Genomic DNA, 14,603 nt, shown 5'->3' on the forward strand with positions numbered 1-14,603 from the left:
CATCAAAGGCGCTCGCCCAAGCGCAGCGTCGTCAGCGACACCCTGCGCGCTCGGCCGGCATCCTTCCAGAGCACCGTCGCATCGATGCGATAGGGGGTCGCCGGGGGCTCGGTGAAATACTGATCAGACACATCGACGGCCTGGATGCTGAGTTCCCATTCAAAGCCGCTATCCGTCGCGCCCGACACGACACCCTCTTCGAGCGGAATGTCTGCCCCAACTTCGCCTAGCACGGACTCAGCCAGCGTGGCCGCTTGAGAATATTGAGCGGACGCGATGGTGACGATGCTGGCGCGAGAAAAGATCTCCATCATAACCCCGAGCGACAAGGCCAGTATCGCGAAGGCCACGAGGACCTCAAGCAGCGAGAACCCTGCTTGATGGCGGGCGCCGGCGCTCATTCCGCACTCCAAGTAGCCAGCTCGATCCGTCCCGTGAGCCAGGTCACACCCACTTGATAGCCATGGCCTTTGTGGGACAGGACGATGCGCCCTCCCGTCGAGCTGCCGTCGGGAAAGAAGCGCACGGCGCCATGCTGGTCGTCGAGCATCTCCTGGGTCGCACCCTCGAAGTCGACCGATAAGCGCGTCGGTAGGCTGAGACTGCGATAGCCCTCGAGCTCCAGCCGGTGAGCCTCCAGATCCAAGATGACCACCTTGTCTTCTCCCTGGCGGATCGCTGATTCTCGGGCAAGCCTGAGGGTCGCGGCGGTGCGTCGCGCGATCGACTTCGTCTCGAGTCCCGGAAAAGCCGCCGAAAAGAGTGTCGGAACGGCCGTCATCATGAGCGCCGCGACCGCCATCACGACCAACAGCTCGACCAGGGTAAAGCCGCGGCCCCTAAGACGCTTGCGCACCTTAATCATCGAAGCAGCGCAGACTCAAGGCGCAGGCGCACTTCACTCCCAACTGCGGATGTCGGCGTTCTCGCCATCGCCCCCTTCGCGGTTGTCGGCCCCAAGCGACCAGATATCGAAGCTGCCGTGCTCACCCGGGAAGCGATATTGGTAGTCGTTTCCCCAGGGATCCTTGGGCACCTGTCCCTTCTTCAAGTAGGGGCCGTTCCAGCCGGTCAGGTTGCCAGGATCTTGGACGAGCGCGGATAGGCCCTCGCCGTCATTGGGATAACGGCCCAACTCGAGACGATAGAGGTCGAGCGTGGATGACAAGTCATCGATCTGAAGCTTGGCGGTCTTGCTCTTCGAGCTACCGAGAAACTTCATGACCTGAGGACCGACGAGTCCCGCCAGCAGCCCGAGAATCGCGAGAACAACCAGAAGCTCGACAAGCGTAAATCCGCGCTGGTGAGCCTTCACTGACATTGAGCGCATTTGAATACCTCAGTTCCTCTGTAGTTGCGCGCGCATTGTAGGCGCGCAGCGGATTTCCAACAAAACTAGGCGTGTCGCCGCTTAGAAAACCAGATCGTTGGCACCCAGGATAGCCATCAGAATGGACATGATGATCCCGGCCACAGTGACACCGAGCCCAATGATGAGGGCAGGCTCGAGCAGGGTCAGCATGCGCTGAACACTGGTGCGGGTTTCGCGGTCATAGATGCTGGCAACCTTCGCGAGCATGGCGTCGAGGCTCCCGGATTCTTCGCCGACTCGGATCATCTGCAGCGCTAGATCGGGCAGCGCCTCGAGCCGTGCCAGGGGACCTGCAAGGCCTCGCCCGTGCTTGAGTTCCTCGCCGGCCTCGGTGATGCGACGAAGCAACCGCTGATTTCCCACGACTTCTTTGGCCAGCGTGAGTGCGCTCATCAGCGGCAGACCATTCTTCAGCAAGGTCGACAGCGTATGGCAAAGCCGGGCCGTCTCCATTTTCCAAATCAGATCGCCGAACAAGGGGAGGGTCAGCAGCCGATCGTCGACACGGGCACGAACCTCCGACTTCTGGAGCTGGCGCTCGACGACGACCGCGATCAAGGCGATGACGCAGAGCATCGCCCACCAATAGTTGCGGAACAGGTCCCCGGTGGCCACGACGATTTGGGTCGGCAGCGGCAAGGCCGCACCCATGTCATCGAAGAGCACGGTGAACTGCGGGACCACGAAGACCAGCAACAGAATGACGGACAGGCCTGCGACGAAGAGCAGGATGGATGGATAGACCAAGGCCGAGGTCACCGTCTGGCGCAACTCGGCGACCCGCTCGAGGTAATCCGCGAGCCGATCCAAGACCTGATCGAGGGCTCCACTCGCCTCGCCAGCCCGAACCATGTTGACGTAGAGACGGGGAAACTGCCCGTCCTGAGCATCCAGCGCACTGGAAAAAGTCCCGCCGCCACGCACGCGATTTTGCAGATCGGAGAGGACCCGAAGCAAGTGCTCAGCCTCGGTCAGATCGATGAGAATCTGCAATGACCGATCGAGCGTCATGCCCGCTTCCAGGAGCGTTGCGAGCTCGCGGGTTAGGATCCCGATCTCCTTATGCGTGAGGCGACGCTTGCGGACGCCGCCGAGCTTGCTCATCAAGCTCTTGGTGGTTCGGGTCTCGATTGGAATCAGCCCTTCAGCCTGCAGCTGGCGGACAACGGCAGCCTCATCGCTGGCCTCGAGGTCGCCTTCCACGAGTTCGCCATCCGGTCGGACGGCTTTGTAGAAGAACCTGGTCACGACGGAAGCCCCGCGGATCGCGGTGCGGTGGTCATCGGCTGGCTCAGGATCGGGCGTGCGCGCCGATGCATCAATCCACCTCCGCCACGCGCAAGACGTCTTCGATCGTGGTCCGGCCGTCCAGCGCTTTGCGCAGGCCATCCTGATACATGGTCTCCATCCCTTCCTCGACCGCGATGGTGCGGATGTCGGTCGCCGTCGCATGGGCTAGCACGGCCCTGCGGATGGTCTCGGACATCAGCAACACCTCGGTAATGACGAGGCGGCCACGGTAGCCGGTCCCGTTACAGGCCTCGCAGCCAACCGCTCGGTGCAGATCGACGCTGTCTTCGACACCGCTGATGTGAGCGAAACGCGCGGCCAGCTCGGGCACCGCGCGATAGGACTCGCGACAGTGCGGGCAGAGCCGGCGGACCAGGCGTTGGGCGAGAATGCCGTTGATGGTCGAGGTCAACAAATAGTCCTCCACGCCCATATCCAAGAGGCGGGTCACGCCGCTCGCGGCATCGTTGGTGTGCAGCGTCGAGAGCACTACGTGGCCGGTCAAGGCGGATTGGACCGCGATCCGAGCGGTCTCGAGGTCACGCATCTCACCAACCATGATGATGTCCGGGTCCTGACGCACGATGGCCCGCAAGGCACCCGCGAAGGTCATCCCGATGGCGGACTTGACCTGGATCTGATTGATCCCTGGAAGCTGATACTCGACCGGATCCTCGACGGTAATGATCTTGCGCGACTCGGTGTTCAACCGGCTGAGTGCCGTGTAGAGGGTCGTGCTCTTACCCGAGCCGGTCGGACCCGTTACGAGCAGGATGCCGTAAGGCTGCTCCAGAATGCCTTGCAGTCGCTTGCGGGGCGTGCCGTCGAAGCCGAGGGCATCGAGGTCGAAGCGCACGCTCTCCTTGTCCAACAAACGCATGACCACGCTCTCGCCGAACATGGTCGGCACCGTGGACACACGCAGGTCGAGTTCCTTGCCTTGGATGCGGATGGGGATGCGGCCATCCTGGGGTAGGCGACGCTCGGCAATATTGAGCTTGGCCATGATTTTGACACGCGAGATCACGGCTGCGGTGGAGCGCACCGGCGGCGCATCGACCTCCTTCAGGATGCCATCGACCCGATACCGCACCGTCAGCTCGTCGGCGAAAGGCTCGATGTGGATATCGGACGCCCGTGATTCGACCGCACGCTGGATCAGCTGATTGACCATGCGAATGACCGGCGCCTCGCTTGCCAGGTCTTTGAGGTGCTCGATGTCCTCTTCGTCGAAGTCGCCGAAATCCGCCTCCGCCTCTTCCGGTGCTTCCTCGACCTTCTCGTAAAGCCGTTCGATGGCGGACTCGATCTCCGTCGGCAGCGCAACAGCGGCCTTGACCGGTTTGTCCGCGGCCATCGCCACCGCAGTGAGCACGAAATCATCGATCGGATTGGCAAAGGCGACCTCGATCTCGGCCTCTTGATCAGCGATCGGGAGCACCCGGGCATCCTTCAAGAACCTGAGCGTGAAGAGGTCTTCGCGAACCGGCTCCTCCGGGAAGGCCGCCGCGATCACGAGGGGCAGCTGAAGGACCTCGGCCATGGCGTCCGCCATGTCGCGCTCAGACACCAGGCCCAGCCGCACCAGCATGGGCAGCAGGAAGTCACCGGCATCCTGTGCAAGATGCTTGGCGCGCCCCAGATCCGCGGCTGATAGCTTGCCCAGGTGCTGTAAATGGGACACCACCTTCAGCTCATCGGAGCGCGGTTGATCCCGGAAGGCGGAGGCTTCGGATGCCGGCGGAGTCTCCTTGGACTCGGCTGTGTCATCGCGTTCCGGCGATAGCACCTCGTCGCCATCGTCGCGCAGGGCGCGGATCCTTGGGGCCTCCTCTAACAGGGCTTCGTCTTGCATTGAGCAGATCCTTTCGCGGTATCTAGGTCAAGCGTTTAGAGCGATTTCGGCCGGCGGTTGCTCAGCCAGCTCGGCGGCAGGGACCGCTTGCCAGCTCGGCAGCAAGGTCCGCAGGGTCGTCAGCATTTGCGTTTCGTCGAGACGATCCGCGCTGTCTCGCAAGCAATCCAAGTGTCGGGCGAAGGCTTCCGCCGATAGGCCAGGCATTTGCCTGGCGACGCGTATCTTGGGATGCCGAGTCGGAGCCAGCTCCTCCGCGGCATAGAAGAGTTCCTCGTAGAGCTTCTCGCCTGGACGCAAACCGATGTACTCGATAGGGACATCGTCTCCAGGCTCTTGGCCCGAGAGACGAATCATCTGTTCGGCAAGATAACGGATCTTGATAGGCTCACCCATGTCCAGGACGAAGATCTCGCCCCCGTCGCCGATCACAGCGGCCTGCATGATGAGCTGACAGGCCTCGGGAATGGTCATGAAGAAGCGCTCGATCTCCGCGTGCGTCACCGTGACCGGGCCGCCCTGCTCGATCTGGCGTTTGAACAGTGGCACGACACTCCCGGCGGACCCGAGCACGTTGCCGAATCTTACCGTAATGAAGCGGCATTGCGAGCTGCCATTCAGTGTTTGGCAGATGGTCTCGGCGACCCGTTTGGTCGCCCCCATGACGTTGGTTGGATTGACCGCTTTGTCGGTCGAGATGAGCAGGAAGCGCTCACAGCCATAGGCAGCCGCTGCCTCGGCCACCAGGCGCGTGCCCAGTACATTATTCTTGACTGCGGCCCTTACTTGATCCTGCAGCAAGGGGACGTGCTTGTAGGCCGCTGCATGGAAGACGATGGGTGGGCGCCTCGTCCTGAACAGCGCTTCGACGGCCGCAGCATCGGAGACGTCCAGCAAATGTCTCGTAAAGCTCACGCCCGGATAACACTCGATCATCTCCATTTCGATGCGATAGAGATTGAGTTCGCAATTGTCGACCAGAATCAGCCGCGCCGGCTTCGCACCGGCGATCTGCCTCACCAACTCGGAGCCGATCGAGCCTCCCGCGCCTGTCACCAGGATGTCGCGCCCGGCCAATCCGGCGTGGATCTCCTCCCAATCCAACTGAATCGGCTCGCGCCCGAGCAAGTCTTCGATCGAGACCGGACGCAGCTGATTGATGCTGACCTGGCCGTCCATGAGGCTGCGCAGCTCCGGCAGTATCCGAAAAGGCAGACCTGTCTGCTCGCAGACCTCCACGAGCCGACGCACCTCCCGGGCGGTGGCGCCCGGCACCGCGAGCATCAAAAGATCGACCTCCTTGGCCACGACGAGTTCCGGGATCTCCTTGGTCGAGCCGAACACCGGCAAGCCCTGCACCTCGCTGCCCTGGCGGCGCAGCTTGTCGTCCACGAAGCCGACTGGGAAATAGACACGCTGAGAGCCGCGCAGCATATCCCGAGCGAGCAGGTCACCGGCCCTTCCAGCCCCAACGATCAACACCCGCTGACCGGAAGAGAGATCCAGTCGATGGTCCTTCAGCCAGCGATAGAGCATGCGCGGTGCTGCTAGCATCAGGAGCTGCAATCCGCCATAGAGCACGGGCACGGAGCGCGGCAGTAGCTCGGAGCGATTGACGATGAAGAGGGTCACCACGACCAGGACGGTCCCGGCCATGACGGCCTTGGTGATCCGCACCAAGTCCGGCAACGAGGCGAATCGCCAAACGCCGCGGTAGAGCCCGAACAGCCAATAGACGGCGCCCTGGACCACGATGACCCAAGGCAGTGACTCCAGCCAGCTGGCGACGAACTCGGGCGGGATCCGATCGAGATTGAAGCGTAGCCAATAGGCGAGGAACCAGGCGACTGGAATGGTGAGAAGATCGTGGGCGAAGGCGGCCGTGCGCGAGCGCAGCCGGTCGATTACTGGATGCATGTCGGACCTGAGCGCGCGAGCCGCTCGACGAGTCGCACCCGATAGTGGATCACCGCGTAGATGACGGCCCAGGCGCCAAGCAGCATCCATTGCTCATTGGGCGGCAGCCCGGGGGCTGCCAGGGCGCAGCCTGCGGCGCCCGCCATGACCAGGTAGCCGCGCAGGAGCGTCTTACGATGGCCCCATCCCGCAAGCACCAGCCGTTGGTAATGATGCGAGCGATGTGCCTCCCAAATGCGCTCACCACGAAGGAGTCTGGCGAGCAAGGTCCAGGTTGCATCAACGATGAAGGGCGAAAAGGCCAGCACCGCCGCCCAAGGCGGGAAGAGTCCGAGATCGGCGCCCCACAGGGTAAAGCCCGCCGCCAGGAGACCCAAGGTCGAGGAGCCGATGTCGCCGAGAAAGATCCGTGCTGGCGGGAAATTGACCCTCAGAAAACCAGCGGCCGCCGTTGCGACACAAAGCGCCGCCATCGCATAGGCGAGATCACCGCCAAGCCATCCAAGAACCGCTAGTGCCCCGAATCCGAATGCTGTCATCCCGCCAGCGAAGCCGTCCATCCCGTCCATGAAGTTATAGAGGTTCGTCATCCAGACACTGAATAGCAGCGTCAGACTGATGCCAAAGACGCCAGGGAGGCCGAGCGTGATGCCGGGCAGCTCCAGCGTCTCGAGACGCATGCCGCCGGCGATCAGGACAGCCGACGCACCGAAATGGGCCAAGAGTCGAGTCCAGGGCGGCAGGTGACCCAGGTCATCGACGAAGGCCACTGCGGCAACCAAGGCGACGGCCGCGATCATCCATCCAAGCTGCGGCGGCGCTAGGCCCGTAAGTCCGATCAGGAGCCAAGCCGCCAGCAGGCCCAACAAGACCCCTAGACCGCCGGTCCTTGGGACGGGGCGCTTGTGCAGCGAGCGCGCGTTGGGGTGATCGAGGCGTCCAAGCACCGAGCCGGGGTGGGCCGCCAGCCAAGGCGTGGCGGCCAAACTCAGCACGAGCGCGAGGAGTGGGGAAAGCAAGAGGGGCACAAGGTCTAGGTTCATCGCTGCTTGCTGGAGTCGAGCCAGACGAGAAGGGCGGTGCGCTGTGGCGATGGCGCCTTCACGCCGGGCGCACGAGCGCCCGCTCAACCTGGTCGCGACGCTCGCGGCCGGCCAAGAGTTCGATCAACTGAAGGGTGAAGTCCATCGCCGTTCCAGGGCCTTGGCTGGTCACCACGCTGCCATCGACGATGACAGGCGCATCGACCAGCTCGACCTTGGGGAAATCCGCCGCCAGCAGTGCGCCCGGGTAGCTTGTCGCCCTGCGTCCGTCCAGCAGACCGGCGCTGGCCAGTACCTTCGGCGCCGCACAGATGGCGGCCGTATAGCTGCCTTGGCGCTGATGCCGCTCGAGGATCGCCCGAATGCGCCCGTCCTCTTCCAGATAGCGCGCACCGGGCAACCCTCCCGGTAGCACGACCATCGCAAAGTCCTCGTCCTTGACGGCATCAAGTGTGGTATCGGGAACCAAGACGGTGCCCCGGCTTGCCTTGACAGGACCCTCGGTGAGTCCGGCGGTGACGACCTCAATCTCCGCCCTCCGCAGCAGATCGATGATGGTGACGGCCTCGAGCTCCTCGCAGCCTTGGGCCAATGGAACGAGAACGCGAGTCATCAGATCTGTCTCCTCATCTAGTCTCGTTTGAGCACCTGCGATGCGCAAGGTGCCCAGACGTCCGGCAGCAAAGGCGGCGCGCGGCGGCGAAAATTGCCGTCCAAGCGCCGAACCTCAAGCTAATCTCGATCCGCGCCACCCAGTATCGTCAGGCCCTTGAGCACGTTGAGCGCTTCGGAGAGTTGAAAATCCTCCTCGGCCAGAGGCTTATCGACGTCGGTATCTGATGTCTCGCGCTTCGGCTCTCCGCTCTCCTCGAGGTGACGCACCAGATCCGCCTCCTTCAAAGCGGCGAGATTCTGATCCGTCACTGGCTTGAACTCGCCATGCTCCAGCTTGATGTCCGGCGTGATGCCTTGCGCCTGGATGGAGCGGCCTGAAGGCGTGTAGTAGCGCGCCGTCGTCAGCTTGAGCGCCCTGGTATCATCAATGGGCACGATGGTCTGAACCGAGCCCTTACCGAAGGTCTGGGTCCCCATCACGATGGCACGCCTATGGTCTTGAAGGGCGCCCGCGACGATCTCGGATGCGGAGGCACTGCCGCCGTTCACCAAGACGACGATGGGTGCGCCATTGAGGACATCATCCGGGCCTGCCTTGAACTCCATCTCGCTGTTCTTCACGCGGCCTTCCGTGTAGACGATCTTACCTTCAGTAAGGAACGCATCACTGACGCCAACTGCGCCGTTCAGAACGCCGCCTGGGTTATTGCGAAGGTCGAGGACCAGACCCTTGAGACCGTCTTCGGCCTGCGTCTTCAGCTCATCAATGGCCTTGAGCATGTCCTCGGTGGTGTGAGCCTGGAAATGCGTCAAGCGCAGATAGCCATAGCCTGGCTCGAGAATGCGGCTCTTGACGCTCGCAACCTGAATGATTGCGCGCTCGATCGTGACCTCGAAGGGTTTCTCGTCCGTGCTGCGCATGATGGTGAGCTTGATCTCCGTCCCTGGCTTGCCGCGCATCAGCTTGACCGCGTCGCTCAGGCCCAAGCCCTTGACTGGTTTCTCGTCGATGCGAACGATCATATCGCCGGCCTTGAGCCCGGCACGCTGGGCGGGCGTATCGTCGATGGGCGCGATGACCTTCACGAATCCGTCTTCCATGCCGACCTCGATACCGAGACCGCCGAACTCCCCGCTGGTACCAACCTGAAGGTCGCGATACTCCTCGCCATTCAAGTATGAGGAGTGCGGGTCCAGCCCCGCTAGCATGCCGCGGATGGCGCTCTCGATAAGCGCCTTGTCATCGACCTGCTCGACGTAGTCATCCTTGATACGCCCAAAGACATCCGCGAAGGTACGCAGATCATCGAGCGGCAGCTCTTCGTTAGGCTGGACCGCAGCTGGTTCCGACGCCTTCGCGGTGTCTTCCGCAGTCGCGAGACCCAAGGCCCCGACCGAAAAACCAAGGACTAATCCAGCACCAAGCAGCAAAGCAGGTTGCAAGCGCATCAATATGATTCTCGTCTAAATGATTCTCGTCTAAATGATTCTGGTCTAACCTAGCGTCCGAGTGAGGCCCCGAGCGCACCAGAGGGATTTGGATGTGGCGCGGCACCCGAGATGGCTGGAAAGGATCGCATGTTTCAGCCCTTGTCGACAGCCTTCAACGAGGCGCGATCCAAGAATGACTGAATTGTTGCGCGAATTATCTGAAGTTCGACGTAGCTGAAATTCGATGCCCGCGACCTGAGTGGACTCCGATGGCCGGCCGAAGTTCCGATCGCGGGATACCTGGGCCTGCGGCATCCCGCGATCGGCCTGCGAATCGACGAGTCGCTCCACCGGCGGTTGTGTTGCCGCGTGGGCATGGAGCGACTCCGAGACTGAGGTTTCTTGGAAGGAGGCTGGCTAGAAGTAGTAGCCCAGGTTCAAGTTGAACCTGTAGTTCCAATCGTCGTTCCCATTGGCGCCGAAGTCTCCGACGCCATAAAGGCTGCCGTAGTCGTCGGATCCACCGTCGGCCGCTTCGTTGCCAACGAAGTAGTTACCGTTGGAATACGCCAGATCACTGTAGATGTACCAGCCGCCGCTTGCCCAGGCTGCACCGACGACAAACATGTCGCTGTTGTTGAAGTCGCTCTCGTCCTTGACGATGCTGCTGTACTCCACGTAGGGCAGGACATAATCGAGCCAGGGGATCTGCGGCGTCTCACGCTTGTAGCTCAGTGATGCCGCCGGGATCCACGCCTTGGCCGCAGCGGGCCAGGAGAAATCGTAGGCACCCATGGGTACCAAGGTATCCGTGCCCCAGGGGTTTTCGGCGTCGATATCGTACTCGTAGCGGGTCAACTGCGTGGCTAGAGTCCAATTGTCGAAATGATTGACCATGTGCGCAGAGGCGGCCCAATGACTGCCGTCGTCGGTGCGCTGCCCCTTCAGCTGGCCGTATTGCAGCGAGAAGCCGATGTCGGTCGGGACTTGCGCATCGGTCAGGCCATAGATGGCGCGCAGGTTTAGCTGATTGCGCTCATCGAAGCCATTGTGCGCGCCGCCGTAGGACACATTGCCTTGCGCATCTGCGGACTTGGTCCAGCGCACCGCATCATAGCTGTAGCGGGCGCTTTCGAGGCTACGTCCAAAGAATCCCGGCTCGCTCGCGACATAGTAGGCAACGTCCAAGGTCCAGTCGTCGATAGAGGTGGTGTATTTCACACCGACATCCAGATCGTCCGACAGGCCGACGTAGTAGTGCTGATCGAAGAACCAGCTCTGCGAGACGCCATAGGGGCCGGGCCCGAAAGGCACCCGATTCAGTCCGACCTTGACCTCGCTCGCGTCGGCGAAGCGATAGCCGAGCCACCCCGACTGCATGAAGTTGTAGCTTTCGCCGCTTCCAGCCGGATACCAGCGGTACTCGAGGGCGCCGATGATATTGTTGTAGTCCAGCGCCAGATTGATCCGAAAGGTGTCGAGTTCGACGTTGCCGCCGTTGCCGCCGCGATTGGGGCCGTCGTCATAACCCTCATAGCTGCCGAGCACATAGTTGACGCGCATCGCGCCGCCGATCTTGACCGGACCGATCTTGAAGGTCGTATCTTCCTCCAGCGCCGTTTCGGCGACCTCCAGCGCAACGCCCGGAGCAGCCATCGGCGCCGGCTCGCCCTTCGCCTCCGCGAGTGCCTGCTCCGCCGCCGCGAGCTGGCGACGCAGGTCGATAACCCGCTGCTCCAAGGCGTCCGTATCGGCCGCGAAAGCCATGGGGGCAAAGGTTCCCAGTCCGCCGAACACCATCGCCGCCAAGATCCGCTGCTTCGCTCCCAGGCCGCTCCGGTGCTGTCTCTTGGTCACTTCAGTCCGCTCACTGCTCATGGCTTCCAAGACTCGACAAGGGCGGCATTCTCCTCGATCCACCGCTCAGCGTTAGCATAGGGATCGGACCGCTTCTCCTGGTTCCAGATCATGAGTTCGGCCATCTGCTCCGGCGTCCAAGAGAAGTTATCGAGGACGGCGTAAACCTCAGGCATGTCGTCCTTGAGTCCCTTGCGAACGATGGTATGGATCTGCTCTTTGCCGCCGTAGATGCCTTTGGGATCGTCAAGGTATTCGAGGTCGTATTTGGCGAACATCCAGTGCGGCGTCCAGCCCGTGACGACAACCCATTCGTTGTCCTCGATGGCATCGCCAAGCACGGCCGTCATGATCGGGCCGGTGCCTTCCACCAAGTCCATGTCGGTCAGCCCATAGTCCTTGATGACCTGCTCGGTCTTGCTCATCAAGCCGGCCCCGGGATCGATGCCGATGATCTTGCCATCGAACTTGTCGGCGGCGGCGTTCAAGGCGTCGATGGATTCGATCTCGACGTAGGCGGGCACGACCAAACCGATGCGGGTGCCGTCGAGATTCGGGCCAAGGTCGTCGACGCGGTCGGCGACCTTTTCGAGGTAGTGCTTATGGGTGGTCGGCAGCCAAGCCGCGACGATGCCGTCGACGTCGCCCGTGCCCACCGCCTGCCACATGGCGGCTGCGGAGACCGGGGTGATCTTGACGTCGTAGCCCATGTCCTCGAGGACAGCCTTCACCAAGTTGGTGCTGGCGACCTCACTGGACCACTCGACATAGGCGAGTTCCACCTCGCCCTTGTCCCCGGCAATCGCCAAGGGACCCAAGGCTGTCAGTGCCGTTGCGGCGGCTGCAGCCATTAGTTTCTGCATCATGACGATGAACTCCTCTTGATGTGATGAGCGTCGCGAGGCACAGGGCCTCACTCTTTGGAGAACCGATCCCTGACGTGCGGACCGGAGATCTGGGCGGTCGGAGCGCGTCTTAGGCCCCAAGCCGCTTGGATTCGCGCCTTATGCTGTGGAACCGGGCTGATTGCGTCGCGTGACGCCCTGGGTGATGCGGTCCAGAACCATGGCCAGGATGACGACGGCGATGCCGGCCTCGAATCCCATGCCGGCCTCGTTGCGCTGGATGGCTCGCCAGACCTCGCCGCCGAGTCCCTGCGCCCCGATCATCGCCGCAATCACGACCATGGACAGGGCGAGCATGATGGTCTGGTTGATACCGGCCATGATGGTCGGAACGGCGAGCGGCAGCTGCACCTTGGTCAACTTCTGCCACTTGGTGGAGCCGAAGGCGTCGGCGGCCTCGACCAGGTCGGCCGGCACCTGACGAATGCCCAGCGTGGTCAGGCGGATCGCTGGCGGCATGGCGAAGATCACCGTCGAGAAGACCGCCGCCACGGGACCCAGTCCGAAGAAGGGGATGGCCGGGATGAGATAGACGAAGGCCGGCATCGTCTGCATGAAATCGAGGACTGGGAAGATCACACGGTAGGCCGTGGATGAGAGCGCAGCCGCCACCCCCAAGGGTGTCCCGATCGCCACGGCGATCAGTGTCGCCATCAGCACCAGCACCAAGGTTTGCAGGGTCGGCTCCCAGAGCCCCAGGTTCCAGAGCAGGGCGAAGCCCAGCACCGCGAAAACGGCGGTTCGGACGCCAGCCAAGCGCCAGGCGAGAAGGCCGAGGGCGATGATGGTCACCCAGGGCGGCAGCCACATGAGGCCGTCGACGGTGCCCTCGATGCCGCTCTCCATGACGTCGGAGACCACCTTGGTTGCGTCGGCGAAGTGATCGGTGAGGACGTCGAGGCCGTCGTCGATCCATTCCGCGAGGGGGATGGGCGGGATCTCGATCATGCCGCCTCCTCCTGGATCTCGTCGGAGACGATGGTCTGCTCCGCGAGGCCCTGCAGGAGTGAGGCCCGGATCACGATGCCCTTCAAGATTCCGGAGGCATCCACGACAGGCGCCGGCAGACTGGTCTGCGATAGCGGCGCGAAAAGATCGCGCACCGGCGTCTCCGGCGAAACCGGCGTCACACCGGGCTCGATGATGTCCTTGATGGACTTGTCGCCGCGCTGCGCCGCCGCCAAGGCGACCTCATCCCGGATCACGCCTCGCAGCCTGAAATCGGGCTCGACCACGCAGAGGAGGTTGAGATCTTCGTCTTCCATCTTGCGCAGCACGGTGCGGGGTCCATCGCTGACAAAGGCCACCGAGCGCGGGCGCCGCATCACCGAGCTTGCCGTCAGTACCTTGCTCTTGTCGACTTCGGCGACGAAGCGCTCGACATAGGGGGTTGCAGGCGCCGACAGGATCTCCTCCGCCGTGCCGACTTGCTCGATCCGCGCATCCTTCATCAGGATGATGCGGTTTCCCAGGAAGAGCGCTTCGTCGAGATCGTGGGTGATGAAGACAATGGTCTTCCGCATCCGGCTTTGAAGCGCTACCAGCTCTTGCTGCATGTCGCGCCGAATCAGTGGATCCAAGGCGGAGAAGGCTTCGTCCATCAAGAGGACGTCAGGGTCGACGGCAAGCGCCCGCGCCAGGCCGACGCGCTGCTGCATGCCGCCAGAGAGCTGGCCGGGCATGGCGTCTTCCCAGCCCTCCAAGCCCACTTGCTTGAGCGCGATTGTTGCCCGCTCGGCCCGCTCCTCGGCGGCGATGCCTTGAATCTCGAGCCCGTACTCGACGTTGTCGCGGATGCTGCGGTGCGGAAAGAGGGCGAAATGCTGGAAGACCATGCCGAACTTCTGGCGGCGCAGTCGCAGGAGATCCCGGTGCCCCAGCCCGACGATGTCTTCGCCGTCGATCAGGATCTCGCCTGAGGTGGGCTCGTTGAGGCGATTGAGGCAGCGGATGAGGCTCGATTTGCCGCTCCCGGAGAGGCCCATGATGACCAGAATCTCGCCTTCGTAGACATCGAAGTTGGCATCAGCCACACCGACAGCCTGACCGGTCTTGTCGAGAATCTGCTGTTTGGAGGCACCCTGGCGCAGCAGCGCCAGGGCCTCATCCGACGAATCGCCGAAGACCTTGGTTAGACCGCGCACGGCGATCTTCACGGATTGTTCTGCGGGCATGGCCCCGGGTGTCCTGCACGGATACTTGACGTGTGATGGCGCGCTGCGACATCACGGCTTGACTTGCAGCGAGAGACGCTGCGTGTCTCGATCGACCGGCAGGTTGCTCCTGAATATCCGGCGGGCATCGAGACGATGGCGTGA

The 14,603-nt window shown here is 62.5% G+C and carries 13 protein-coding genes; all 13 read right to left on the minus strand.

Annotated elements, in window-relative coordinates:
- Nucleotides 1-2: 2 nt before the first annotated feature.
- Nucleotides 3-401, minus strand: coding sequence for a type IV pilus modification PilV family protein (locus tag G3480_RS00115; RefSeq protein ID WP_164651624.1), 399 nt, complete (start codon nt 399-401; stop codon nt 3-5).
- Nucleotides 398-865: a GspH/FimT family pseudopilin gene (locus G3480_RS00120; RefSeq protein ID WP_164651625.1), complete on the minus strand. Its 468-nt coding sequence runs from the start codon at nt 863-865 to the stop codon at nt 398-400. Before G3480_RS00120 ends, G3480_RS00115 begins: the two co-directional genes overlap by 4 nt.
- Before the next feature lie 33 nt (nt 866-898).
- The gene (gspG, locus tag G3480_RS00125; protein ID WP_240905485.1) at nt 899-1,321 is read right to left on the minus strand and encodes a type II secretion system major pseudopilin GspG; all 423 of its coding nucleotides are present in this window, start codon (nt 1,319-1,321) and stop codon (nt 899-901) included.
- 90 nt (nt 1,322-1,411) lie between these two features.
- A complete protein-coding gene (locus G3480_RS00130) occupies nt 1,412-2,620 on the minus strand; it encodes a type II secretion system F family protein (protein ID WP_164651627.1) in 1,209 nt (402 codons plus the stop codon).
- Between the two features lie 70 nt (nt 2,621-2,690).
- Nucleotides 2,691-4,517 (minus strand): type II secretion system ATPase GspE, encoded by a 1,827-nt coding sequence (gene gspE, locus G3480_RS00135; RefSeq protein ID WP_164651628.1) that lies wholly within the window; start codon nt 4,515-4,517, stop codon nt 2,691-2,693.
- Nucleotides 4,518-4,544: 27 nt separating this feature from the next.
- Entirely contained in the window at nt 4,545-6,434 is a 1,890-nt protein-coding gene (locus G3480_RS00140) for a polysaccharide biosynthesis protein (protein WP_164651629.1), read from the minus strand.
- Complete coding sequence (locus G3480_RS00145) at nt 6,422-7,477, minus strand: MraY family glycosyltransferase (protein WP_164651630.1); 1,056 nt, start codon at nt 7,475-7,477, stop codon at nt 6,422-6,424. The genes G3480_RS00140 and G3480_RS00145 overlap by 13 nt, the downstream gene beginning before the upstream one ends.
- A gap of 58 nt (nt 7,478-7,535) precedes the next feature.
- Nucleotides 7,536-8,090 (minus strand): DJ-1 family glyoxalase III, encoded by a 555-nt coding sequence (locus G3480_RS00150; RefSeq protein WP_164651631.1) that lies wholly within the window; start codon nt 8,088-8,090, stop codon nt 7,536-7,538.
- A 119-nt stretch (nt 8,091-8,209) separates the two neighbouring features.
- On the minus strand, nt 8,210-9,541 hold the full coding sequence (locus tag G3480_RS00155; RefSeq protein WP_164651632.1) for a S41 family peptidase: 1,332 nt from the start codon (nt 9,539-9,541) through the stop codon (nt 8,210-8,212).
- 399 nt (nt 9,542-9,940) lie between these two features.
- Nucleotides 9,941-11,380 (minus strand): hypothetical protein, encoded by a 1,440-nt coding sequence (locus G3480_RS00160; RefSeq protein ID WP_338114017.1) that lies wholly within the window; start codon nt 11,378-11,380, stop codon nt 9,941-9,943.
- 17 nt (nt 11,381-11,397) lie between these two features.
- Nucleotides 11,398-12,246: a glycine betaine ABC transporter substrate-binding protein gene (locus G3480_RS00165; protein WP_164651634.1), complete on the minus strand. Its 849-nt coding sequence runs from the start codon at nt 12,244-12,246 to the stop codon at nt 11,398-11,400.
- A 138-nt stretch (nt 12,247-12,384) separates the two neighbouring features.
- On the minus strand, nt 12,385-13,233 hold the full coding sequence (locus G3480_RS00170; protein WP_164651635.1) for an ABC transporter permease: 849 nt from the start codon (nt 13,231-13,233) through the stop codon (nt 12,385-12,387).
- A complete protein-coding gene (locus tag G3480_RS00175) occupies nt 13,230-14,459 on the minus strand; it encodes a quaternary amine ABC transporter ATP-binding protein (protein ID WP_164651636.1) in 1,230 nt (409 codons plus the stop codon). Before G3480_RS00175 ends, G3480_RS00170 begins: the two co-directional genes overlap by 4 nt.
- Nucleotides 14,460-14,603: the final 144 nt, after the last annotated feature.

The sequence above is a fragment of the Thiorhodococcus mannitoliphagus genome (assembly GCF_010915725.1).
Classification (GTDB): Bacteria; Pseudomonadota; Gammaproteobacteria; order Chromatiales; family Chromatiaceae; genus Thiorhodococcus; species Thiorhodococcus mannitoliphagus.